At 64.2% G+C, this 21,834-nt stretch carries 25 protein-coding genes; 1 reads left to right on the forward strand and 24 read right to left on the reverse strand.

Features of this window, described 5'->3' with window-relative positions; all coding sequences use genetic code 11:
- The 19 genes from Q0601_RS13695 to Q0601_RS13785 form a co-directional block, all read right to left on the reverse strand.
- The coding region (locus tag Q0601_RS13695) for a Hint domain-containing protein (RefSeq protein ID WP_305290411.1) at positions 1-705 on the reverse strand (705 nt) is incomplete at its 3' end.
- A gap of 264 nt (positions 706-969) precedes the next feature.
- Positions 970-1,692 carry a DUF2793 domain-containing protein gene (locus Q0601_RS13700; protein ID WP_305290412.1) on the reverse strand — a complete coding sequence of 241 codons (723 nt, stop codon included), beginning with the start codon at positions 1,690-1,692 and terminating at the stop codon, positions 970-972.
- The gene (locus Q0601_RS13705) at positions 1,679-5,563 is read right to left on the reverse strand and encodes a baseplate multidomain protein megatron (protein WP_305290413.1); all 3,885 of its coding nucleotides are present in this window, start codon (positions 5,561-5,563) and stop codon (positions 1,679-1,681) included. Before Q0601_RS13705 ends, Q0601_RS13700 begins: the two co-directional genes overlap by 14 nt.
- 100 nt (positions 5,564-5,663) lie before the next feature.
- Positions 5,664-6,083: an NlpC/P60 family protein gene (locus Q0601_RS13710; protein WP_305290414.1), complete on the reverse strand. Its 420-nt coding sequence runs from the start codon at positions 6,081-6,083 to the stop codon at positions 5,664-5,666.
- Positions 6,076-6,909: a DUF2163 domain-containing protein gene (locus tag Q0601_RS13715; RefSeq protein WP_370656138.1), complete on the reverse strand. Its 834-nt coding sequence runs from the start codon at positions 6,907-6,909 to the stop codon at positions 6,076-6,078. Before Q0601_RS13715 ends, Q0601_RS13710 begins: the two co-directional genes overlap by 8 nt.
- Positions 6,906-7,538, reverse strand: a complete 633-nt coding sequence (locus Q0601_RS13720) for a DUF2460 domain-containing protein (protein WP_305290415.1) — start codon at positions 7,536-7,538, stop codon at positions 6,906-6,908. Before Q0601_RS13720 ends, Q0601_RS13715 begins: the two co-directional genes overlap by 4 nt.
- A gap of 13 nt (positions 7,539-7,551) precedes the next feature.
- Positions 7,552-8,184 carry a phage tail tape measure protein gene (locus Q0601_RS13725; RefSeq protein ID WP_305290416.1) on the reverse strand — a complete coding sequence of 211 codons (633 nt, stop codon included), beginning with the start codon at positions 8,182-8,184 and terminating at the stop codon, positions 7,552-7,554.
- 45 nt (positions 8,185-8,229) lie between these two features.
- The gene (locus Q0601_RS13730) at positions 8,230-8,439 is read right to left on the reverse strand and encodes a phage tail assembly chaperone (RefSeq protein ID WP_305290417.1); all 210 of its coding nucleotides are present in this window, start codon (positions 8,437-8,439) and stop codon (positions 8,230-8,232) included.
- Complete coding sequence (locus tag Q0601_RS13735; protein WP_305290418.1) at positions 8,436-8,762, reverse strand: gene transfer agent family protein; 327 nt, start codon at positions 8,760-8,762, stop codon at positions 8,436-8,438. Before Q0601_RS13735 ends, Q0601_RS13730 begins: the two co-directional genes overlap by 4 nt.
- On the reverse strand, positions 8,762-9,175 hold the full coding sequence (locus tag Q0601_RS13740) for a phage major tail protein, TP901-1 family (protein ID WP_305290419.1): 414 nt from the start codon (positions 9,173-9,175) through the stop codon (positions 8,762-8,764). The genes Q0601_RS13735 and Q0601_RS13740 overlap by 1 nt, the downstream gene beginning before the upstream one ends.
- Before the next feature lie 12 nt (positions 9,176-9,187).
- Positions 9,188-9,607, reverse strand: a complete 420-nt coding sequence (locus Q0601_RS13745; protein ID WP_305290420.1) for a DUF3168 domain-containing protein — start codon at positions 9,605-9,607, stop codon at positions 9,188-9,190.
- Complete coding sequence (locus Q0601_RS13750; RefSeq protein WP_305290421.1) at positions 9,604-9,942, reverse strand: head-tail adaptor protein; 339 nt, start codon at positions 9,940-9,942, stop codon at positions 9,604-9,606. The genes Q0601_RS13745 and Q0601_RS13750 overlap by 4 nt, the downstream gene beginning before the upstream one ends.
- Positions 9,939-10,550 (reverse strand): head-tail connector protein, encoded by a 612-nt coding sequence (locus tag Q0601_RS13755; RefSeq protein ID WP_305290422.1) that lies wholly within the window; start codon positions 10,548-10,550, stop codon positions 9,939-9,941. Before Q0601_RS13755 ends, Q0601_RS13750 begins: the two co-directional genes overlap by 4 nt.
- Before the next feature lie 188 nt (positions 10,551-10,738).
- Positions 10,739-11,902 carry a phage major capsid protein gene (locus Q0601_RS13760; RefSeq protein ID WP_305290423.1) on the reverse strand — a complete coding sequence of 388 codons (1,164 nt, stop codon included), beginning with the start codon at positions 11,900-11,902 and terminating at the stop codon, positions 10,739-10,741.
- 120 nt (positions 11,903-12,022) lie between these two features.
- Positions 12,023-12,580 (reverse strand): HK97 family phage prohead protease, encoded by a 558-nt coding sequence (locus Q0601_RS13765; RefSeq protein ID WP_305290425.1) that lies wholly within the window; start codon positions 12,578-12,580, stop codon positions 12,023-12,025.
- Between the two features lie 3 nt (positions 12,581-12,583).
- A complete protein-coding gene (locus Q0601_RS13770; protein WP_305290426.1) occupies positions 12,584-12,817 on the reverse strand; it encodes a GTA head formation protein, RCAP_rcc01685 family in 234 nt (77 codons plus the stop codon).
- 4 nt (positions 12,818-12,821) lie between these two features.
- Positions 12,822-13,997, reverse strand: a complete 1,176-nt coding sequence (locus Q0601_RS13775; protein ID WP_305290427.1) for a phage portal protein — start codon at positions 13,995-13,997, stop codon at positions 12,822-12,824.
- 303 nt (positions 13,998-14,300) lie between these two features.
- Positions 14,301-15,635 carry a DNA-packaging protein gene (locus Q0601_RS13780; protein ID WP_305290428.1) on the reverse strand — a complete coding sequence of 445 codons (1,335 nt, stop codon included), beginning with the start codon at positions 15,633-15,635 and terminating at the stop codon, positions 14,301-14,303.
- Positions 15,586-15,990, reverse strand: coding sequence for a permease (locus Q0601_RS13785; RefSeq protein ID WP_305290429.1), 405 nt, complete (start codon positions 15,988-15,990; stop codon positions 15,586-15,588). Before Q0601_RS13785 ends, Q0601_RS13780 begins: the two co-directional genes overlap by 50 nt.
- A 369-nt stretch (positions 15,991-16,359) precedes the next feature.
- On the opposite strand from Q0601_RS13785, the gene Q0601_RS13790 reads away from it, so the two are divergent.
- Positions 16,360-16,836 carry a hypothetical protein gene (locus Q0601_RS13790; protein ID WP_305290430.1) on the forward strand — a complete coding sequence of 159 codons (477 nt, stop codon included), beginning with the start codon at positions 16,360-16,362 and terminating at the stop codon, positions 16,834-16,836.
- A 44-nt stretch (positions 16,837-16,880) separates the two neighbouring features.
- Here Q0601_RS13790 and doeB read toward each other — a convergent pair whose 3' ends face one another.
- From doeB to Q0601_RS13815, 5 genes are all read right to left on the reverse strand, one after another.
- Positions 16,881-17,882, reverse strand: coding sequence for a N(2)-acetyl-L-2,4-diaminobutanoate deacetylase DoeB (gene doeB, locus Q0601_RS13795; protein ID WP_305290431.1), 1,002 nt, complete (start codon positions 17,880-17,882; stop codon positions 16,881-16,883).
- Positions 17,879-19,075, reverse strand: a complete 1,197-nt coding sequence (gene doeA, locus Q0601_RS13800) for an ectoine hydrolase DoeA (RefSeq protein WP_119752148.1) — start codon at positions 19,073-19,075, stop codon at positions 17,879-17,881. Before doeA ends, doeB begins: the two co-directional genes overlap by 4 nt.
- Before the next feature lie 130 nt (positions 19,076-19,205).
- Positions 19,206-20,168 carry a cyclodeaminase gene (locus Q0601_RS13805; protein ID WP_305290432.1) on the reverse strand — a complete coding sequence of 321 codons (963 nt, stop codon included), beginning with the start codon at positions 20,166-20,168 and terminating at the stop codon, positions 19,206-19,208.
- The gene (gene eutB / locus Q0601_RS13810; RefSeq protein WP_305290433.1) at positions 20,165-21,121 is read right to left on the reverse strand and encodes a hydroxyectoine utilization dehydratase EutB; all 957 of its coding nucleotides are present in this window, start codon (positions 21,119-21,121) and stop codon (positions 20,165-20,167) included. The genes Q0601_RS13805 and eutB overlap by 4 nt, the downstream gene beginning before the upstream one ends.
- Positions 21,115-21,819 (reverse strand): maleate cis-trans isomerase family protein, encoded by a 705-nt coding sequence (locus tag Q0601_RS13815; protein WP_305290434.1) that lies wholly within the window; start codon positions 21,817-21,819, stop codon positions 21,115-21,117. Before Q0601_RS13815 ends, eutB begins: the two co-directional genes overlap by 7 nt.
- Between the last annotated feature and the right edge of the window lie 15 nt (positions 21,820-21,834).

Raw genomic sequence — 21,834 nt, forward strand, 5'->3', positions numbered from 1 at the left:
CGGTTTCAGCTTCGGGTTCCGGGCCAGATCGATAGCGTCGCGGGTGGTGTGGCCGATCCAGCGGATGGGCTGATAGCCGTCATCCATGGTGGCGATCAGGTCGCCGGGCTGGAGTTCCTCGATGGGTTTGTTGCCTTCGTTTGTTTCGATCAGGGTGCCAAGGGTGAAGCAGGTGATTTTACCGCCCAATATATCTGGGGCATAGTAGTTACCCAATAATTGATCATATTGTTCTCGCCATGGATATTCGGAATTGGCCCAATCGGTAACTTTCAACTCCTTATCCAACAGATCGGAATCGGTGTATGGCGAAAGCCTCGTATGGACCGCAGTTACAAATGTTTCGGAGCCAATCGTGAATTCGATAATTTTCGCGTCATCCAAATCCCCTCCCGGAAGATCGACCGATCTCGCCGCGGTAACATAGACCTGTTCACCGGCAGCATGCCAAGGAATGTCCTGGCCAAGCAACTGATCCGTATCGGGCACGGCGATACTGCCAGAAGGTTGCGGGACCAGAGGCGATAGCGAGACATCGGCTTCGCCCGGATCGATCGACGAATTACCGATAACATCCCCATCGCTGATATAAATTGTTATCCCGTTCGATGAAGGAAGATAAACAGACGATGCCGAACTGAGATTATTCGATCCATAATAAGTTACATCTGATTTTTTAAAAGCGAGAAACTGATAATAAGCCACGTCATACCTATTGAAAACTAAACTATCCGCCGAAAACCGTAAATCGCAATAACTACTTCCAAGAAATTTTTCCTTTTCTTGAAAATGTCATTTCTCGACACAAAAACACATTCCCGAATCATGGTTAACAGTCCGAATCGTGGTTAACGGAGACCTCCGGGCAGATCTCCAGCGGTCCATAAATTTTCCCCTCCAGACCGTTCCGAATCCGGAACAGTTCAGCTTTTATTTTCTCCCGCCCACCAACCGGCCCCCATCACCGCATCACCCTCCCACTCCCGGAAGCCGCAATTCAAGCCAATGCACGGCCAGCCGCACGCGGCCGCCATCGAAGGCGCCGTTCTCGGCCGTCATGATCAGATGCTCGGCCTCATAATAGGCTGTCGGAACCCCCAGAAGTCCCCGCGCCCAGGAACCCCTGCCGGTGCCAAGCCCCTTGCCGAAACGATCCTCGGCCTCGCCGGAACCCAAACGCCAGCCGGTCAGCGATCCGCCCAGTTCTTCGACCACCCGCGCCACTGCTCCGATGACCATCACACCCGCCGGAATGACCACCGGGGTCGTGACGCGCGTTCCCTGCTCCACCGTGAATTCGCCCTCGGCCATTCCGGCGACAAGCCCCGAACCCTGCCCGCCAAGCGTCAATGCTCCGGAAACCCAATCCGAACCGTCATGAACCGCCTCCACGCCGCGATCCAGAACAAAGCCCCGCATCCCCGCCAGCGCGGGCAGAAAAACCCAGCCACCATTCGCCGCGACCGCGATCCTGCCTTCGTGCCCGGTCCATGCGCCCTCGGCGCGGGCGGGAACCCCCCAGCATTGCCCCTCCGTCGCGCTGATGGGCGGCACGGACAGATCAAGGCTTTGAAGAACCAGATTGACCATGCCATCAAGCCGCAAAAGCGCTTCGTTCACCGTCACATGTTTCTGCGCCTGCGCGGGTTGCAACAGCGGCAATCCCAGCCGCGCCGTGTCATTCGTTTCCATCGACATTCCTCCTGACAAATGGGCCGGCGCCGAAACGCGCCGACATCTGGGCAACCTCGACCGTAAAGGCCCCGCCAGCCTTCGCGGCCAGCCATATCCGTTCCGGCACCTCATATTCGGGCGCCGTCACCTCACTTTGATGCAAAAGCTCAGGCCCCCGCCGCAATCGCAGAAGATAAACCTCCTCCGACTCGCCCAGCGGCACGTCCCGTCCGCTCCAGTCATCGCCATCGATCCGGGTCCGCCGTATCCAGCCGATGCGCCGCCCCTCGATCCGCAGATGACAGGGCGCATAGGGCCGCAACCCGATCCCCTGCGCGGTCACCGTCAGGCTGACATGGCTCGTATCGTCGGGCGCCCGTCGCGCCGGACCGATCCGCCAATGCCTTTCCTGCCCCCGCGCCGAGGGCGGCATCGCCACCTGCCGCGCCGCGCCATCCATCAGAACCACCAGCGAGCCTTCCGGCCACTCGCGCGGCATGACCGCATCCGTCCCTGCCTGCCCCCGCAGACGCTCACTGATTGCCCATATATCGCCGCCCAGCGGCTGCGCGCGGGCGAATTGCATCAACTCCCAGCCTTGCGGCGAGCCATCCCCGATCGCCATCAGATTGGCCCCCGACAGCAGCGCCCGCGCCCCGACCGAGCGCAACTGCCCGCCCTTGATCTGCAACCGCAAGGGCGCAGCCCGGTCGATCACCCCCGGACGGGCACGGGCAAGAGGCGCCAGCGTGCGCCCGACCACCGCAGCTTTCCGCAGGATCAGGTTCAGATCGAACCCGCCCTCCTGCTCAACCGACATATAGGCGGCGACCGGTCCCGGCCATGGACGGGCCGCAATCGCCAGATAGGGCGCATAAGGCACCTCATCGCCACGCATCAGCGGCAGGTCCATCATGACCGGCAAGACCGGGACCGGCGCGATATAGGGGCGGATCGCGGGCTCGTCCGCGGGTATCTCTGCGGGCAGATAAACTCCCGCCTCGACCCGCACCGCATCGATCAGAATTGCCCCGGCACGCTCGACCCGGTCGATACGCCAGCATTGGCCCGCCCTGCCTTTTTGCCCAAGGCGCAAAACATCCCCCGGGCCAAGACCGGAACGCGAAGGCGGCAGGGCGAACCGCGCCGTCTCCTTCGATACCTGCGCCTCGGCAAGCCATCGTCCGGCGATTGCCTGCGCCTCGCCCCGCGTCAGAAGTATCGGCATCTCGCTGTCGGAGACATGGCCCTGCCCGGCATCCTGCAGCACCGCCTCGGCAGTTACCGCCGCATAATCCCCGCCGGCCTCGATATGCGTCAGCCTCAGTCGACCAGTCATTTCGGCACCAGCGGCGCGGGTGACCTCGAATCCCCCGATGCCGTCGGCCACCGCCATATCCTCGGGGGCAATCTCCGCCGTCACCCCATCGCCCCGCATGATGAAACGCAACGCGCCGTCACGCTCTACCGCGTCAAAGCCGTAACTCAGCATCAGCGGCTGCAATGCCGCCCGCCCGGTCTCGTTGCCATTCAGCCGATAGCCGCGCACCACGCCCGACAAACCGCGCGTATCGAAAGCCCTCGCCCCGGCCCGGCGGCAGATATCGCCCACCACCGAGGCCAGCGGAACCGCCCCCGCGCGTCCATTCAGCCAGTGCCCCCGCTCCCATGCGGGGCCGTCGCTCCACAGATCGCGGCGGGCGGGAAATGCCGGATATGGCCGCGCATCCCAGCACCAGACATGCGCACGGCTGACATCGACCATCCGCCCTCCGCCCTTCATCGGCGGATTGTTCGCCGGATCTCGCCAGTAATCCATCACCGCCCGGATCGCCGCCGCTTGCAGGCCATCGTCGCGCCGCCCATCCGAATAACGGGGCAATTCGCTTTCCGAACTCGCCGCATCCAGGAACTTGTTCGGCTGGTTCGTCGCCTTGTCCAAAGCCGCGCAACCGAATTCCGCGAACCAGACCGGCTTCGATTCCGGCACCCATGCGGTCGGCTCAACCGCACGCATCCCGCCCGGACGATCGTAATGCCGGTTATACCACCAACTTCGAATATCCTTGTAACGCCAGACCCACGGCTCATCATAGGCCCCGTCCGTGATCGGGCTGCGGATCTGCGCCTCCCGATCCCGATCCGAGGCGTAATACCAGTCGAACCCCTCACCTCCCATGACATTGGCCCGCAGGTATTCCGGATTGTCGATCCGCCCCCAATGCGCGTCCAGATGCGCGTCGCCATCCCGCCAGTCGGACAGCGGCATGTAATTGTCGATCGCCACGAAATCGATATTCTCATCCGCCCATAGCGGGTCGAGATGAAAGAACAGCTCCCCGCCTCCCGGATGATGCCCGAAATATTCGGACCAGTCGGCCCCGTAACTGATCCTGACCTGCGGCCCCAGCACCGCCCGCACATCCGCCGCCAACCGGCGCAGTTCCGCAACGGCGGGATAGCTGTTCCCCGCGCCCCGTATCCGCGTCATCCCGACCATTTCCGAACCGATCAGAAACGCATCCACCCCGCCCGCCTCTGCGCAAAGATGAGCATTATGCAGGATGAACCGGCGATAGGACCACTCCTCCGGCCCGTGATACAGGATCCGGCCACCGTCACGCCGGAAATCCTCCGGCGCAGCACGCCCAAAGAACGCCGCGACCTCCTCGCGCGCCGCTTCCGTCCCGTCGGGCGAGCCATCCCGCCCCTCCGCGACAGATGTCGTGATCCGCCCGCGCCACGGCATGACAGGCTGCTCGCTGCGGCCATAGGGATCAGGCAACCCATTACCCGCTTGCTGCTCCATCAGGATAAAGGGGCAGAACATCGCCTTCCGGCCTGAATCCGAAATCGCCCGCAATGCCTCGATCACCGACTGATCCGCTGGCGTGCCGCCATAAACCGGCCGTCCCTCGCGCTTCGAGACCTCCATCGCCTCCACACGGCCGATCCCGCCCGCCTGCCACGGCATTTCACTGCCTTCGCCATCCTCGCGGTTCTCAACCTTCGGCCTCAGCGAGCAGCGGTTGATCCGCAGATCGTCCCCGAACCACGACACCACCAGCGAGACCGAACCCGCCCGGGGCAATTCCCGTCCCAGCACATCCAGCGAGGCCAGGAAATCCGTGCCCCCCATCGGCGTATTGACATTGACCGAGCGCCGCTCCCCCAGCCCCAGATCCAGCGAGACCGGACTCGTCGCCAGCGCATATTCCCCGCTGCCCGGAATCATCGCCACCGCCTCGACATCGGCGGCCAGTCCGGTGCCGTCCTGCGCCGGCCTCGTCACCTCGAAACTCAGCTGCGGCATCCGGTTGCCCCATCGCGACAGCTCCAGATCCTCAAGCACGACATAGGCCACGCCACGATAGGCAGGGGCGTTCTCACCCTCATGCGCGGCAATCGCCGGATCGGGGATCTGCTCTCCGTCGCCGGGATAAACCCGCATATTCAGCTCGGATCCCGCGATTTCCTCGCCATCCGCCCAAACGCGGCCAACCCCCAGAATCCGCCCTTCGCAAAGCGCCAAAGCGACGGAAAGCCGATAGCTGACTTCCGTCACCCGCGGTTTCGGCGCACCCTTGCCGCCACCCTCGCTCTGCCGGATTTCCTCAAGCTTCGACGCCCAGATGACATGCCCCGGCATCCGCATCTGCCCCCAAAGACAGGGCAATGCCACGCCCTCGCCCGCGGATTGCAGCCGCAGCCGATCCAGCCGCCCGGTTTCAACCGCAGCCGATCCGGCCCCCAGCAGACGCTGATCCAGAACCCGCCCAGCCACTGCTCCGGCCGCCCGCCCGATAACCGCCCCGGACAAGCCAAGCACACTGCCGCCGGCGCTGCCGCCAATGGCCGAACCCAAAGCGGACAATACGATTGTGGCCATCGCGGCCTCCTTCCCTGAATCACATTTCGACCGGCAGGTATCACCCGGCCAATTCCTGCCCCGAACGGCTGCCCCTCGCAGTCCCTAACCCCGCGACGCTTCAGGGAAAGCGGAACCGTGCCACGACCTTCTCGCGCCATGGGGCGCCCAGCGGACTCTCGATCACGCCATGTCCCTGATAGGCATGGATGATTCTTCCCGCGCCACTCAGGATCCCCAGATGCTTTGCAATCGCGCCCCTGCGCATCCGGAACAGCAGCACCTGCCCCGGACGCCACGCCTCCTCCCGGGATACCGGCAGCAAATGCCGCATCGCCGCCATCCACAGGATTTCCTCCCGGCCGATCTCGCCCCAATCGGGCATATAGGCGGGCGGGATTTCCGGCTCCACACCGTAAAGCGCGCGCCAGATGCCCCGGATCAGCCCAAGACAATCCGTCCCGCCCGCTTTCAGGCTTCCCTGATGAAGATAGGGCGTCCCCAGCCATTCCCGCGCAAGCGCCACCACCCGATCACTCATTCCGGCCCCCTGTCTGCGGCGCGATCAGCCAATCCTCCGGCGGCAGATGCGGGAAGCCACGGAAATTCAGGAAATTATCGAATTTCTCCCGGCATGTCCGGGCGCTTTTGTCACAGCCCGCCACAAGCCGGACCCGGTCGCCCGCGCGCGGCCTGACCGCTAACCCGTTCCACAACTCGATCTGCCTCCTGCCGTCCGGCATCGGACGATCGCGCCGGATCGCCCCACGCAGCCCGGCAGCCGCACCGCTCAGCATCTCCAGCGCCCCATATTCGAACCAGCCGTCACCGGCGCCGGAACCCGCGGCAAAGCGGAACAACCGGCTACCCTCCACCTCCCCGATCACAAGCGCGACCGACAGATTTGCATCCGTTAGCCTTACCCCGCATTCCCCGTCACCCAGTTGAGCGGCGCATCGACGGTGAAACACCCGCCCGGACGATGCAGCCAAAGCTTCCGACAGACCCCGTAACTCCGCGCGAAAGACGCCCGCCACGCGCGTCACCTCGCCCAATGTCCCCCGAAACAGCAACTGCCTGCGGGACACATCCGTCCAATCCACCTCCCAAAGCCGGATCCCGGCATCGTCCCAGCGCCCGGCCATCAGATCCGTTTCGGAAATCGCCGCGTCGCTCAATGCCCCTTCGGCCTCGGAATTATCCACCGACAGCCCGGTTGCCTGCACCAACACCCGCGCCGTCATCCCGTGATCGGGACGAAAGCGGATGCCCTCGAACCGCAATTCGCCATCATGATCGGTAAAGCCAAGCACCAGCCCGTCAGCCCGCCGCACAGCCCATGCCCGCGCCTTCGTCGCCGCGATCACAGCCGTATCTCCACCACCGGAATCTCGGGGATTTCGCCCGCCTGAAACGATGCCATCGAAACCGCAAGCCGATCGGTATCGAACCGCACCGGCACATCGAACTCATATCCCGCCGTTACGCTGGCCCCGATACCGGGGGGCGCCGCGAATATGATCTCTCCACGCGCATGATCCAGCTCGAAACCATCCTCGGGAAACAATTCGTCCCCGGCAATACCGGCCCGCACCGATCCCGCGACCGGCTTCATCACCGGCCGCTCATACTGTCCCGGGCCGGACTGATACCGCTTGATCAACTGAAATCGCCGCGTGACCCCATCGCCCACACCGATCTGCTGATCCTCGAAACCGGGCGACCGCGACGGCACGCAACTCTTGTAATCCGCCCAATCCTTCCAGCGGAACCCATGCAGCCGTCCGGCCCGGGCTTCGAAAAATTCCACCACCGCCGCCATATCGTCCAGCGAACGCAGCCCCATCCCGGCATCATAACGCCGCCGCGCATGCGCCCAGGGCGTGTTCCGCTCTTCATGACCGCTTGCCAGGGCGACAATCTCGGTCTTCCGCTCCGGCCCCCCGACTGATCCAAAGGACAAATGCGCCGGAAATCTTACTTCATGAAATGCCATACCTGCCTCCCGATCACAAATTCCGCTCCCCGCGCGTCAACGCCCGGCGCATTTGCGCGGCGATCTGGCCCTGACTGCGCCGGAATCCCTCCGCATCCGGAGTGTTGACATGAAACACGACATTCACCTGCCGCCCCCCACCACTCGCGGCAACGCCCAGCCGCCCGTCGGCACCCCGCGCCAACGGCATGATCGCCTCCGGCCCCGCCTCGCCCGCCAGCCCGGTGCCATCCCGCATCGGAAAGCGCACCGGCCCCGACAATACGCCACCCTTTGCAAAGGGCTGCACCCGCTCCTGCGTGAAACCACCCGACAACGCCGCTCCAACGCCTTGCCCCAACACATCGCCCAGCGCATCGGTCGCGGGCCGCGTCGCCGCCCTGAACAGCGTGTCGGCAATGCTCCGCCCGATCCCGCGCAATACATCCGACAGTTTCGCCCCGTCCTTCACCAGATCGTCCAGCGCATCCCTTAGCCCGGCTCCGATCCCCCGGCTCAGCGCCCCGACCTCGCCCGAGGTCAGCGCCATCGCGCGCCGCAATTCCGCCATCTCCCGCCGGAACGCCTCCGCTTCACGCTCCGCCCGGTATCCACCGCCGTCAGCGGCCAAATCCACATCCGCCATCCGCAACTCCTTGCCCATCATCCGCCCCCTTCTTCTTTGCTGAAAATACCTCAGGGGTGAGGAGCGTCAGCTGCGAGGGGGCAGCGCCCCCTTGCCCTCGCCATACCGCTCCGCCAGTTCTTCCAGCCGCGCCCGCGTCATCTCACCACCCCGCGTCTCGACACCCAGCATCAACGCCAGTTCAAAAGGCGTCAGCATCCAGAACTGATCCGGCCGCAATCCCAGCCCCCGCATCCCGGCCCGCATCATCCCCGCCCAGTCCAGCCTCCTGCTCATTCCGCCCCCCGGAACGCCCGCAGCAGCAGTTCTGCCGCTACACGCGCCGCGCCCGCAGGTCCGCCGCCGATCTCGACCGTCAGCAAATCAGTCACGCCGCCCTGCCAGCCCCCGCCCCGCAATCCAGCCACCAGAACCGCCAGCACATCGCGTTGCGAAAACGCCCCGGTCTCGAACCGCCCGATCAGCGCCATCAGCCCTCCGTCCCCCGGCGCCTCCGCCAGTCCGGCCTCAAGCTCAGCCAGCGCGCCAAGCGTCAGCTTCGCCGTGACCGGCTGGCCGTCCAGCACGATCCCGACCTCTCCCGCCATCGGATTGGCCATCACAGCGCCACGAAGCTCAGCGCGCCCGCCGAGATCAGCGACAACTCGTAATTCGCCTCGCCGTTATAGCTGCCCGCATATTCCAGGCCTGCGATCTGAAACGGCCCCTCGACCACACCGAAATCCGGGATCACCACCTGACAGCGCGGGATCTCGCCATCGAAAAACGCCTGCCTCGCGCGGGCATCGCTCGGGGCATCCCGAAACACGCCCGAGCCGGAAACCGAGGCACTCCTTACCCCGGCCCCGCCCAGCAATTCGCGCCAGCCCCCCTCGCTCTCAAGCGAGGTCACATCCACCGTTTCGGCATTGAAACTCAGCCGCGTGGCCCGCAGGCCCGCCACCGTCTCGAAACCGCCATCTCCCGTGATATCCATTCGGATCAACAGATCACGTCCGTTCTGCACCGCCATCGGTAATACTCCTCAACCCAGATCGATCCGGGCGCGAAAGGTCAGATCGACCCGCCGCGCCCCGCCATTTTCCACCCGCCGCGCCCGAGTGCGCAGCAGCCATATCCCCACCAGATGCCCCCGTTCAGGCACCAGCGCAGCGCCTTCCAGCGCCTCGCTCACCGCGGCGGCGGCCTCCTTGACCGCGGCAAAGCCGCCGCCGGCCTCGACGCCCTCAAGCACCGCGATTTCGAACTCATGCACTGCGCCCCCCGCGCTGGCATCGCTCGCATCGCGCATGATTTCCGGCCCAAGCGCCACATGCACACCGGATGGCGGCTGCGCCGGCATGGCGTCGAAAATCGCATCGCCCACCTTCGCGGCCAGTGCCGCATCCACCCGCAAATGCTGATATATGGCAGCCTGCAGCGCCTGCCCTGCGGCGTAACTCATGCCCCGTTCTCCTCTGTTGCGAAACAATCCAGCCAGCGCCCCGCCCGATCCCGCTCTGCCACCGCCGCGATGCGGAACAGCCGCGCGCCCAGCCGGAACCGCTGCCCGGCCACCGGCCGCCGCGGATCGCCCACAGCCGCGCCGCGCACGGCAATCCGCCAGCGCACCACACTTTCCGGCCCGACCTGCGCACCCCGCTCGCGCCCGGTCCCCGCATCCATCGCGCCCCATAGCCAGCCCAGCCGCCGCCACGTCACCCGATACCCGCCCGCGCCATCATCGACCCGCAAGGCAGCTTCCAGCGCCAGCCGGACCATCGCGCCCGGCCCGCTCATCGCCGCGCCCCGCGCCCCGCCAAGGTCCTGACCGTGCGCCACCGCTCGATCAGCGCGCTCACACCAAAGGGCAGCCCGGCCGCGCGATCCGTCATCCCGCGATCCTCGTAAAACTGCGCCGCCAGCATCAGCACCGCCTGCGCCAGATCGGCGGGCACCTCCTGCCAGGTTGCGCCGAACCCTGCCGTGAACCGGATCACCACCGATCCCAGCCGGGGAACATGCGGCAGCATCACCCCCGCAGGACGGATCACCGGACGGTCATTATCGGGCAGCAACCGCCAGGCTGCCCGCGGAATCTCGACCGCCTGCTCCTGCGGGCCCTCGATCCAGATCCCCTCTACCGAAATCACCGGGGCAAGGGGCAAAGCCTGTCCCATCCGGTCACGCCAGTCATCCAGCCGCATGACAAAGCGCCTCCGAAGCAATACCTTGCCCGTTCGCGCCTCGACCGAGGCGATCGCCGCCCGAAGAAACCCGGCCAGCGCCGTGGCCTCGGCACCGTCATCCACCTCCCCAAAGCCAGAGGCCAGCCGCAGATGCGCACGCAAATTCTCAACCGGCAGCATATCCACCGCTGCCACCACCGCCTCTTCTCTCAGCAGCATTCCCGAACCTCCCGTCTGATACTTGCCCGCTACCTCATGACAAAGGCGGGGCCACACCGGACCCCGCCTTTCTTTTCCGCCAAAAAAAGGCCGCGCCCGCGCACCGGCAATCAATCGCGCGGACAGGTGCTTCAGCCGGGATCCCCGATACCCCGGCGCGGCCCCTCCTTCGCCCGAACCTCAGCGGATCAGGCGAATTTCAACAGTTTGATCGCGCGGAAATCGGTCACGCCGCCGCCCACGCGCTTGGTCGCGTAGAACAGGACATGCGGCTTCGCACTGAACGGATCACGCAGCACGCGCAGATCGGGACGCTCGACAATCGTGTAAGCGGCCCGGATATCGCCAAACGCTATAGGAGTCGCGTCAAGCCCCACATCGGGCATATCCTCGCTGATCAGCACCGGATAACCCAGCAATTGTGCGCTTTGCCCCTGCGCAAGCGCATCGCCCCACAAAAACCGCCCATCGGCATCCTTCATCTTGCGGATCCGCGCAGCGGTTTTCGAATTCATCACGAAACGCGCATTAGCCCGGTATTGCGCATCCAGAGCGTAAATCAGATCAAGCAGACTGTCAGCCGGCGCGGTAGAGCTGAAATCCCCCGTCCCGCCGGCATTGACGGTACCGATCTCGCCATCACCCGCAACCGCGTTCGGCTTCAGCGGATATGACAGGATGCCGCGCGGCTTGGCCACGCCATCGCCATGAATGAACGCCGCCGCTTCGGAACGCGCGAATTTGTCGGCAATGCGCTCGGCCAGCCACCCCTCGACATCGAATGCCGCATCATCCAGCAATCGCTGGCTCGCCTTGGGCATGGCCGACAATTCATGCACCGGAATGGTGATCCGCTCGATCCCGCCCGCCTCGGTCTCGGCGCTTGCCTCTTCGGTCGCCCAGCCCGCGCCGGGCTCGCCCTTGTCCACCAGCACCTCATAGGCCAGCGCTTCCACCGTGACCACATTGGCCAGCTTGCGCAACGAGGCACCCTGATGCAGCACCCCCTGCACCGTCTCGGCAACCCGGGGCGCGGCAAGAAAACCACCGTCGCCCGCCACGGTCAGGCCCTTCTCCTCGACCGCCATTCCGCGCAGCCCGTCATCGTCACCATTGCGCAGATAGGCGTTGAACGCCTTCTGATGCGGCAACTCCCGCTCGGCAGCGCCGGACAAGGGCGCACGGGTGCGGAAATTGTTCTTGCGTTCAAGCATGCTCATCTGTTCTTCCTGTCTTTTTAGTCTGTTGCTGATATCGTTGCGAAATTCGCCAAGTTCCTTCACGAATCCCATGACGGCGCCCTTCACCTCATCGGACATGCTGCCGCCCTCCGTGGCCTGTGCCTCGGTCATCCTCTTCTCCTTTTCCGATTATGGCCGCTGCGGCCTTTCCTGTGCCGCAGCCCCTGCCGCTTCCTCACCCTTGCCGCAACGTTCACCGCGATTGCGGCCGCTGCTGTCGTGGCTTTTTCCTTAAATGGCCACCACAGCAGGCGACGTCCGAACCCCGCGCAACATCTTCGCCGCATCGCCGAACAGCTCGGCCAGCGCCCGCATCTCCCCATTATCCTTCCGCCCGACACGCGCCTCGGGCAACATGGGAAATGTCACCAGCGAAACCTCCCAAAGCTCGACCTCGGCCAGCATCCGCCGCCCTTTCCGGTCGCGCTCCGCACGGATGGCGCGATAGCCGATCGACAATCCCTCGATCGCCCCCGCCCTGATCAGCGCAGCCGCCTCCCGCGCCCGGGCAATGTCGGGCAACAGCCGTCCCCGCACCCATAGCCCGGTCCCATCCTCGCGCAGCTCCTCCCAGACGCCGATGGGCGCCGCCGGATCATGCTGCCACAGCATCCGAACCTTGCCGCCCCTTTCGGCCAGTCGCGTCAGCCCGGCGGCAAACGCCTCCGGCAATACCGTATCGCCGCCCTGATCCATCACCCCGAACCGGCTGGCATAGCCCTCGATCACCTGCCCGTCACCCGACAGGCTCGCATCCTGCGCGAATTTCACCTCTAGCCCCGGAACCATCCGTCACACTCCTTTCGGCGCATATTCCAATATGCCCTGCACCGCCTGCGTCAGGATCACGGCAACCACGCCGTAAACCGTCATCCACAGGCGCTTCTCCAACCCCAGGATCATCGCCTCGATCCGCTCCAGCCGCTTTTCCATCGTGCCGAATTGCAGCGCCATGATCCGCTCCTGCGCTTCCAGCCGCGCGTCATGCCAGACGCCCGGATGCTCGCCGAACCGCGTATGTTCCATTGCCTCACTCCTCATGATCCGCGGCCAGCCCCAGAAGCGCCCGCTTCTCGGCATCGCTCAGGAACGCAGCCTCGCCGATCCGCTTCCACTGCCGGTCCCGCTCATCCGCCAGCGCCGCAACCCCGTCCGGATCGGGCCGCAACACCAGCGCCCCGCCCATATGCTGCGCCAGCCACCAGGCCACCCCGTCCGCGACCTTCGCCGCCAGGGGCAATACCGTCAGCCGATAGAATGCCCGATGCGCCTCGGCATAATTCGCATAGGTCGCATCCCCCGGAATCCCCAGCAACATCGGCGGCACCCCGAAGGCCAGCGCGATCTCGCGCGCCGCCGCCAGCTTGGTCTGATGGAACTCCATGTCCGAGGGGCTGAACCCCATCTGCTTCCAGTCCAGCCCGCCTTCCAGCAACATCGGCCGCCCGGCATTGCGCGCGCCCTGATGGTTCATTTCGATCTCGCCGACCAGCCGGTCATATTGCTCGGGCGCCAGCACCCCCTGCCCATCGACACCCTTGTAGACGATCGCCCCCGAAGGCCGCGCCGCATTGTCCAGCAACGCCTTGGACCAGGCGCTTGCGGCGTTATGCACATCCAGCGCCACCGCCGCCGCCTGCATCGGGCTCAGACCGTAATGATCGTCCAGCGGATGGAAACTCTTGATATGACAGACCGGATCGACCGCCCCGTTCATATCGAACCGATGCTTCCGCCCGCCCAGCGCATATTCATAGGCCACCGGCCAGCCATCCTCCCCCGGCACCACGCTGACCCGGTCGGATCGAAGCACATGCAATTCCTCCGGCAACCCGTCGCCGCGCAGCCCGACCGCCTCCAGATATCCGTTCCCCGACAGCAGAAGCTGCCCATACAGCGCCTCGAACAGCTCGGCCCGCCCCTGCCCCGGATTGGGCCTGCGCAGCAGATCCAGCACCGGATGCAGTTCCTGCCGCGCGCCATCCGCCATGCAGATCAAAGGCACCGCCGCCGCCGCCTCGGATATCAGCCTGACGCATCGGAACCCGACCGGATTCCCGGCAAAGCCGCCCCTCGTCAGGCTGCCGATATCCCGAGCCGACCAGACCGCCCTTCCCGAACCCGCCACCAAGGCCGCGATCCGGCCCGCCGCGCTGGCCTTGCGCTCGGGCGCGGCCTGCTCCTTTCGTCGTGAAAACAATCCCATTCCCACCTCCATCACCTTACCAACAAAAAAGCCGCCCCACCGGGACGGCCCTTCTTCTTTGCCCAAATACCTCGGGGAGTCGCCGGAACGGCGACGGGGCAGAGCCCCGGACTAAACCCAAACCAACCCGCTACATCCCCCGCGCGATACGCGGGCCAGCGGCCCGCAGCGCAACGCCCGTCCGTCTCACCAGATGGGCGTTTTGGTGCCGTTCTCCTGCCAGTTCAGCCTCATAAGGGGTTGCACCATAAACTGCAGACCGCCACCGTTGACGCCCACCCGACGGTCGGGCATTGCGCCGCCTCACAAAACCCGCATCTGCGGTCGCCGCCACTGCGCCGCCGGTCCGATCATCAGCTCATGCAGCGCCCAGACCAGTGCATCGACGCGGTCCGGGCTTCCCTGCCCATCATAGCCGCGCAGCGTCATCCGGCACATCTGATCCTCAAGCGCCCCCAGCCCGCGCAGATGCTTCACCCGCCCCTGCTCGTACAGCGCCGCCACCGGCTCCGCCCTCATTCCCTTCCCTCGCGAGGCTCGCAAGGCCCGGAACGGAACCAAAGGATCAACCTGCCGCACCACATTCTCGATCAGATCGCCGCCCTGATTGACCTCGGCCACCAACCGCTCGGCCCCATGCCGCCGCAAGGCCGCCACCGCCGCCTTCGCCCAATCCAGCGGACTACCCCGTACCGTCGCATCCTCCAGGACACAGGCCCGCCAGCCCGAAGGATCCCCCTCTGCCCGCACACCAGCCACCACGATCCCGCATTCGTCACCGCCGCTGGTCACCGCCGGATCAACCGCCACAACGATCCGGTCCAGATCACCGAAAGCATCCACCCGGCACGCCTCCAGCATCGCCGTCGTCCACAGCGCCCCCTCGGCATCTTCCAGCAACACGCCCTCCAGCTCCTGCCGCCCCATTCTCGTGCCGCCGTAACGCGCCTGCACCTCGGCCAGGAAACTTTCCGCCAGATAGGCGCGGTTCGCCTCGGTCGGCGCATGTGTCACCACAGTCGAGGCCTGCCGGACGATCCGCTTCAGCACGGCCACATTGCGCGGAGTCGTCGTAATCACCTGCTGCGGATGCGCCCCCAGCCGCAAGGCGAATTGCAGCATGTCCCAGCATTCCTCGGCACGCTTCCACTTCGCCAACTCATCCACCCATGCCGCATCGAACTGAGGTCCCCGCAGCGCCTCCGGCTCATGCCCGGAATAACAGGTCGCCACGGCCCCATTTGGCCAGACAAGCCGCCGCCGCCCGGCCTCCCAGACCGGACGGCGGTCGGGCGGGCAGCAGGCCAGTATCCCGCTATCGCCCATCACCATGACCTCGCGCACCTGATCGAAGGTTTCCCCGATCAGCGCCACCCTGCGACAGCGACCCGGCGCGTCCGGCGTAGCACCCTCGACCTGCGCGCGCACCCATTCCGCTCCGGCACGGGTTTTGCCCGCACCGCGCCCGCCCATGACGACCCAGCTTTTCCAGTCGCCATCCGGGGCAAGCTGATGCGGCATTGCCCAGAACTCGAACAACCATGGCAGCGCCAGCAAAGCATGTTCGCTCAGCCCGGCAAGGAATTCCTCAACCTCCTCCGGCGCGGCGCAGGCAAGCCAGACGGCGCCCGATCTCATCCCGCGCGGCGTCAAGATCGAACCCGGGTCCTCCGTCCCGGGGATTATTCTTGCGGTATTTTTCAAGCTTCTGCCTCTCTTCCATCAGCAAATGGATCGCTTGCCGAACCGTTTTCGCGGTCTCCGTGACCCGCTTCAGCTCTGCCCCGTCCAGCGAATCCCAGTCGCTGGCGGAAATCGCCTCGCGCTTGACGCGCAAATCCTTCACATAGTCCCAGAACAGCCATGTCGCCGTCTCGATCGCCTCTTCAGGATCGGTGTCCGGCCGGCCACACTCCTGCTTGTCACCCTCTTTCACGGAAAACACCTCCGGATCGCGCTTGCACCCGGATTTGTCCTGTCTCTTGTCATTCATGAAAATCGCCTCGCGCCCTGTTTCTGTCCGCACGAGCCGAAAAATGAAAAAGCGGCCAAGGGGATCACCCCGGCCGCATACCCACTTTTCCCAGCATGTGGTTTTTCTACCCTAAGGCGTTCTGTAAGTCAATTACTTAACCTATGAGTGAATATATTTTCCGCAATAATTACATATAAACAATGACTTATCCGTTGCGTCATCAAATGCGCACGCCGCATTGCCCTGTGGAAAACTCGCCATGTCAGCCTCCTCCGGGCCGGGCAGATCAGAGAATCGCCGTAACACTTGGCCATCCATCCACGTATCTGCATGCACATTCAACATAACGGCCCGCCGCTCAGGCAATATTCAAAGCGAGACGACAGAATGATCGAACAGAAAACGGAATCTCATATTTATACCATGCTCGCTGCCGGGGCTCTGGCGACGCTCGCCTTTGATAGCTATGGGCAAGCAATCAGCCCGCTTATTGGCGGCTCGCGACTGGCTCCGGTGCCTCTGGCGACCCAGACGATACAGGTCCTGACCGGTTTCCGCTCGCCAGAGCTGGCTTATCTGCTGCATGTGATCACTGGCCTCCTGTTCTATCCCCTTGGCTGGTACCTGATCGCGCGTCCGATTCAGCAAAGGGTCATGCCCGATTTACCGTGGCTGGTAACCGCACTCGTCTATGGTGTAGTCCTGTGGATCTTCGCGCTTTACATCATGGCGCATCTGATCGCCGGAAATCCGCCCTTTCTTGGCTTCACCGGCATCACCTGGGTCGCGTTGACCGGCCATGTCATCTTCGCGATCATCGCCGCATGGATCATGGAAACCCGCGGCGCGATCTTCGGCGGCTGACCAGTTCCCGCAGGGCCGGACCCACGACCCTGCGGGCAAGCCCTCTATCCGTTCAGGGTCACATCCGCGATCACGGCCAGACAATCCCCGCTTTGCACAAGCCCAGGGAAATGGCGGGCGGCAAGGATCCCGCCGCGATTGGCAACCACTTCCTCGGGGGCGGCCCCGGTCCGGTCGGGGGGCCAGATCCGCGCGATGGGCTGACCTGCCGCGACCTCGTCACCCAGATCGGCCAGCAATTGCAACAGCCCGTCGCGACTGGCGAAATGGAAACATCCGCCATCCGGCATGTCCAGCATCTGCGAATTTTCGGGCGACTCTATCTCACCCGCCAGAATGCCGGTATGCTTCAGCAGATTCAGCGCCCCCCGGATCGCAATCCCGGCCGAGTATGCTGTAGCCGTCCCGCCGCCGCCCAGTTCGGTCGTGACGAACAGCTTGCCCTGTGATTCCACCGCAGTATCGAACATGCCCACGCTGTCGATCTCCAGCATCATCATGCTATAAGGCGCGCCGAAAGCCTTGACCGCCTCGACACATGCTTCCTGCTGCCGCTTGTCATCCAGATAATGCGCCGCCGCATAGGGCAGGAAATCCAGCGTCTTCCCGCCGGAATGGTAATCCAGCACCACATCCGCCATCGGCACCAGCACATCGTTGAAATAATTGGCGATCTTCTGGCTGACCGTGCCGTCGGCCCGCCCCGGAAAGGCGCGGTTAAGGTTAACCTGATCAATGGGACTGACCCGCGCCCCCGCCCGGAAGGCCGGGTAGTTCATATAGGGCACGATGATGATTCGTCCCGTCACATCCTGGGGCTCGATCTCCCATGCAAGCTGTTGCAGCGCAATCGGTCCCTCATATTCGTCGCCATGATTGCCGCCGGTCAAAAGCGCGGTCGGTCCTTGCCCGTTCGCGATCACGGTAACCGGGATCATCACGCTGCCCCATGCGCTGTCATTGCGCGAATAGGGCAGGCGCAGGAACCCATGCTGCTTGCCCTGCCCGTCCAGCGGAATCGTCGGCTGAATCGGATTCGCGCTCATGATTTCACCAGCATCCGGCGCGGGATATTACACAAGAGTTCCGGCTCGCGTTCGGTGATGACAATGGATTCCGTGGTCTCGTAACCCCAATCCTCCATCCACAGCCCGGTCATGAAATGAAAGGTCATGCCCGGTTTCAGCTCGGTCCGGTCGCCCCGGCGCAGCGACATGGTGCGCTCGCCCCAGTCGGGCGGATAGGACAGCCCGATGGGATAGCCGGTACGGTTGTCCTTCTCGATCCCGTAACGGTCCAGAACGGTAAAGAAGGCAGCCGCGATATCCTCGCATGTATTGCCCGCGCGGGCAGCGGAAAGCCCCGCCTCCATGCCTTCCAAAACCGCTTTCTCGGCTTCAAGGATCTCTTGCGGCGGCTTGCCCAGAAAGATCGTCCGCGACAGCGGCGCATGGTAACGCTGATAACAGCCGGCGATCTCGAAAAAGGTGCCTTCGTTATTCTTCATCGGCTGATCGTCCCAGGTCAGATGCGGCGCGGCGGCATCCGGCCCGGACGGCAACAACGGCACAATGGCCGGGTAATCGCCGCCATGACTGGACCATTCGTCATAGCGCAGACCGGCGTCATAGATCTCGGCCACCAGATCGCATTTGCGCATCCCCACTTCGACCTTGTCGGCGATACGGCGATGCATGCGTTCGACGATACGCGCAGCCTTGCGCATATATTGCAGCTCTTTCGGCGTCTTGACCGCCCGCTGCCAGTTCACAAGGCCGGTGGCGTCAAGGATCTGCGCCTCGGGCAGGCCGTAAACCAGCCGCTCATGCGCCTTGGCGGAATACCAGTAATTGTCCATCTCGACGCCAATGAAACCGCGATGCCAGTTGCGGTCGGCAAGCTGCGCCCACAGGTAATCCATCGGATGTCGCTCGACCGACTGCACATAGTAATCGGGATAGCCGATGATATTCTCTTCGCTCATCCAGACGGTGCGCAACGCGCCATTGGCGTCCTGCCCGCGCCCGAACCAGATCGGCGGGCCATCCGGGCCGACGATCACGCATTGATGCACATAAAAGGACCAGCCGTCATAGCCGGTCAGCCAGGCCATATTGGACGGATCGCTGACGATCAGCAGATCAAGCCCCAGTTTCGCCATGGAGCAGCGTGTCTTTTTCAGGCGCTCTTCATATTCCTCGGTCGAGAATCGCTCGGGTGTTCGTTGCAATTCGGGCATTCGTGGTCCTTATCGATGAAATGGTTTAATCAAGAAAAGTCAAACTGGCAGAGCCGGGCGACGCTTTGTTGGCTGCTGCTTCCCCAAGGAAACAGCGCGGCACAACCCCCAACGCGCCCTACGCACGGCCTTACTCGGAAAATGCCGCCAGCACATGCATGGCGATGGCCGTATCCTGCACGCCGGTTCCGGTCAGATCGGCAATGGTGATCTGATCGGGGCCGGTCCGGCCCGGATGGCGACCGGTAACGATCCCGCCAAGTTCGGGAATGCCACTGCGGTCGGGAAAAAAGCCTGCGCCGATCGCCGCCCGCAATTCGCCCATCAGCTCGGTCTGGCTGACCCGGTCGGCGACATACAGATCCGCTCGGTCCAGACAAAGCGGATCTAGCTCGTTCTTGCCCGCCTGATCGCTGCCCATCGCGGTGACATGCTGACCGGGGCGCAGCCATTCGGCCTTCAGGATCGGGCGGCTGGCAGGGGTTGTGGTCACGATCACATCGGCGAACCCCGCCGCCTCTTCCGCATCGGCCACGGCGCGGCAATGCAGGCCCTCGCCATCCATCTCGCGGGCCAGAGCCTCGGCCTTGACGGGATCCCGCGCCCAGATCACCGCCTTCTCGATGGGCCGCACCATCGCCAAAGCCTGCAATTGCAGCCTTGCCTGAAGCCCCGCCCCGAAAATCGCGGCATGGCGCGAATCCTCGCGCGACAGATGCCGGGCCGCGACACCGCCCGCCGCAGCGGTGCGCAGATCGGTCAGATAACCATTATCCAACAGCACTGCCCGCACCCGGCCCGTCTCGGCCGACAGCACCACCATCAGCCCCGAGGTCGAAGGCAAACCCTTGGACGGATTGTCGAAAAACCCCGGAGACAGTTTCACCGCGAAACCCGGAAGCCCCGGCACATAAGCGGTTTTCACATCCAGCTCGCCATTCACGTCGGGCATATGCATCGACATGACCGGAGGCATCACCACGCCGCCGTCGGCAAGCGTGGCGAAAGCCTTTTCGATCACATCGATCATGGCCGGGTTCAGATGGATGCGTTCGCGCAACTGCTCTTCCGAGAGAACGAGAATATCGCTCATTTGGCACCTCTGACGATTTCGGCGTGACGTTCGGGATCGATATTCCCTCCCGACAGTATCAACACCAGCGGCCCGCCCGCCGCTTGCAGTTTTCCGGCAATTATTGCACCGGAACCGACAGCGGCGGCCCCTTCGACCACCTCGTTATCCTCCAGCGCCAGATGGCGGATACCGGTGGCGATCTCGTCCTCGGACAGCAGGATCAGCTCGTCCATCAGCTCCCGCACCATCGGAAAGGTGAACCGGTTCTTCAAACCGATCCCGCCGCCAAGCGAATCCGCCAGCGTCTCCAGTTCCTCGACCTCGACCGGGTGATCCGCCTTCAGGCTGGCGGCCATCGCCGCGCCGCGCTCCATGCTGATGCCGACGATCCGGATATCGGGCCTCAGCGATTTCGCGGCCAGTGCCACCCCCGCCAGCAATCCGCCGCCCGACAGCGGGATCGCCAGTGTCGCCGCATCCGGGATTTGCCGGATGATCTCCATGCCTAGCGTGCCTTGGCCGGCGATCACATCCTCATGATCGAAAGGCGGGATCAGGGCGAAACCTTCGTCATGTTTCAGCCTGTAAGCCTCATTGAACGCCTCATCCTGACTGGCACCGATCACCCGCGCCTCGGCCCCCAGCGCCTCGATCGCGGCCAGTTTGTTCTGCGGGACAAGCCGCGACACGCAGATCACCGCCGGCATGCCAAGCTGACGCGCCGCATGCGCCAGCGCGCGGCCGTGATTGCCGGTCGAAGCCGTGGTCACGCCCGCCACATCGCCCAGCCGCGCCACCGCGTTCGAGGCGCCCCGCAGCTTGAACGCCCCGGTCTCCTGCCGGTGCTCGCATTTCAGCCAGACCGGCCCACCGGCAAGCGCCGACAGACTGGCCGAGGCTTTCACCGGCGTTTCTCGCACCATATCGCGGATCCGCTCGCCCGCGGCCTGAACATCTTCCATTGTCACCATGTACGCACCCTGAACAATTGCCCCACCCCTTTAGCGGGGACTTTCGCAATATCCAACATCGCCCAGAACAGGGCCTGATTGGAACTGATGACCGGCTTGCCCAGTTTCGCCTCGATCTCTTCGATCACGGCGACGGCGGGCAATGCGGTGCAGGACATGAACAGCGCCTCGGCATCCGGATGATCCGATTCCAATGCGAAACGGATCACCTCATCGCCGGGCAACAGCGCCATGTCGCGATCATCGGCATGGCCCATCGCCCGACGCGAGACGACATCCACCCCATGCGCGGCGAAATGATCCCCCACCAGATCCGAGGCCTCCTGCATATATGGCGTCATCAGGGCAACCCGCCTGACGCCCAGCGCCTCGAATCCCCGCAGCGCCGCCCCTGCGGGCGTCGTGACCGGGGCACGGCCGCCGATCTCTTCCTGAACCTTCGGCCCCAGAACCGCCGCAGCCGAGGTGCAGGCAAAGCCGATTCCCTGCAATTCCACGCCGGGAACCAGCAACTCGGACGCTGCCCGCAGGCGGGGACCGGTCTTCAGCAGATTTTCGGCAGTGGTGGGATTGTCAAAGGCAATCCGCGTCACATGAAGGCGGCAGCTGTCAGGCAGCAGCCGCAGGGAATCGCCTTCGATCGTCATATCGGTCGCAAGGGCGATCAGCCCGAACCGGCACAGATTGTCGCGCCACATATGGGATGCTGCCCT

It is taken from the genome of Paracoccus wurundjeri, from assembly GCF_030678915.1.
GTDB lineage: Bacteria > Pseudomonadota > Alphaproteobacteria > Rhodobacterales > Rhodobacteraceae > Paracoccus > Paracoccus onubensis_A.

What these genes read in the sequence shown, in the direction of transcription:
- Q0601_RS13790 (WP_305290430.1), top strand. Translation starts at nt 16,360, where the DNA reads ATGATCGAACAGAAAACGGAATCTCATATTTATACCATGCTCGCTGCC.
- eutB (WP_305290433.1), bottom strand. Translation starts at nt 21,121, where the DNA reads ATGGTGACAATGGAAGATGTTCAGGCCGCGGGCGAGCGGATCCGCGAT.
- Q0601_RS13740 (WP_305290419.1), bottom strand. Translation starts at nt 9,175, where the DNA reads ATGGCGGTGCAGAACGGACGTGATCTGTTGATCCGAATGGATATCACG.
- Q0601_RS13770 (WP_305290426.1), bottom strand. Translation starts at nt 12,817, where the DNA reads ATGGAACATACGCGGTTCGGCGAGCATCCGGGCGTCTGGCATGACGCG.
- Q0601_RS13750 (WP_305290421.1), bottom strand. Translation starts at nt 9,942, where the DNA reads ATGAGCGGGCCGGGCGCGATGGTCCGGCTGGCGCTGGAAGCTGCCTTG.
- Q0601_RS13765 (WP_305290425.1), bottom strand. Translation starts at nt 12,580, where the DNA reads ATGGTTCCGGGGCTAGAGGTGAAATTCGCGCAGGATGCGAGCCTGTCG.
- Q0601_RS13725 (WP_305290416.1), bottom strand. Translation starts at nt 8,184, where the DNA reads ATGATGGGCAAGGAGTTGCGGATGGCGGATGTGGATTTGGCCGCTGAC.
- Q0601_RS13805 (WP_305290432.1), bottom strand. Translation starts at nt 20,168, where the DNA reads ATGAGCGATATTCTCGTTCTCTCGGAAGAGCAGTTGCGCGAACGCATC.
- Q0601_RS13720 (WP_305290415.1), bottom strand. Translation starts at nt 7,538, where the DNA reads ATGGCATTTCATGAAGTAAGATTTCCGGCGCATTTGTCCTTTGGATCA.
- Q0601_RS13705 (WP_305290413.1), bottom strand. Translation starts at nt 5,563, where the DNA reads ATGGCCACAATCGTATTGTCCGCTTTGGGTTCGGCCATTGGCGGCAGC.
- Q0601_RS13710 (WP_305290414.1), bottom strand. Translation starts at nt 6,083, where the DNA reads ATGAGTGATCGGGTGGTGGCGCTTGCGCGGGAATGGCTGGGGACGCCC.
- Q0601_RS13780 (WP_305290428.1), bottom strand. Translation starts at nt 15,635, where the DNA reads ATGAGATCGGGCGCCGTCTGGCTTGCCTGCGCCGCGCCGGAGGAGGTT.
- Q0601_RS13735 (WP_305290418.1), bottom strand. Translation starts at nt 8,762, where the DNA reads ATGGCCAATCCGATGGCGGGAGAGGTCGGGATCGTGCTGGACGGCCAG.
- Q0601_RS13815 (WP_305290434.1), bottom strand. Translation starts at nt 21,819, where the DNA reads ATGTGGCGCGACAATCTGTGCCGGTTCGGGCTGATCGCCCTTGCGACC.
- doeA (WP_119752148.1), bottom strand. Translation starts at nt 19,075, where the DNA reads ATGCCCGAATTGCAACGAACACCCGAGCGATTCTCGACCGAGGAATAT.
- doeB (WP_305290431.1), bottom strand. Translation starts at nt 17,882, where the DNA reads ATGAGCGCGAATCCGATTCAGCCGACGATTCCGCTGGACGGGCAGGGC.
- Q0601_RS13730 (WP_305290417.1), bottom strand. Translation starts at nt 8,439, where the DNA reads ATGAGCAGGAGGCTGGACTGGGCGGGGATGATGCGGGCCGGGATGCGG.
- Q0601_RS13755 (WP_305290422.1), bottom strand. Translation starts at nt 10,550, where the DNA reads ATGCTGCTGAGAGAAGAGGCGGTGGTGGCAGCGGTGGATATGCTGCCG.
- Q0601_RS13700 (WP_305290412.1), bottom strand. Translation starts at nt 1,692, where the DNA reads ATGGAAACGAATGACACGGCGCGGCTGGGATTGCCGCTGTTGCAACCC.
- Q0601_RS13775 (WP_305290427.1), bottom strand. Translation starts at nt 13,997, where the DNA reads ATGGGATTGTTTTCACGACGAAAGGAGCAGGCCGCGCCCGAGCGCAAG.
- Q0601_RS13760 (WP_305290423.1), bottom strand. Translation starts at nt 11,902, where the DNA reads ATGACCGAGGCACAGGCCACGGAGGGCGGCAGCATGTCCGATGAGGTG.
- Q0601_RS13745 (WP_305290420.1), bottom strand. Translation starts at nt 9,607, where the DNA reads ATGAGTTACGCCGCAGGGCAGGCGCTGCAGGCTGCCATATATCAGCAT.
- Q0601_RS13785 (WP_305290429.1), bottom strand. Translation starts at nt 15,990, where the DNA reads ATGAATGACAAGAGACAGGACAAATCCGGGTGCAAGCGCGATCCGGAG.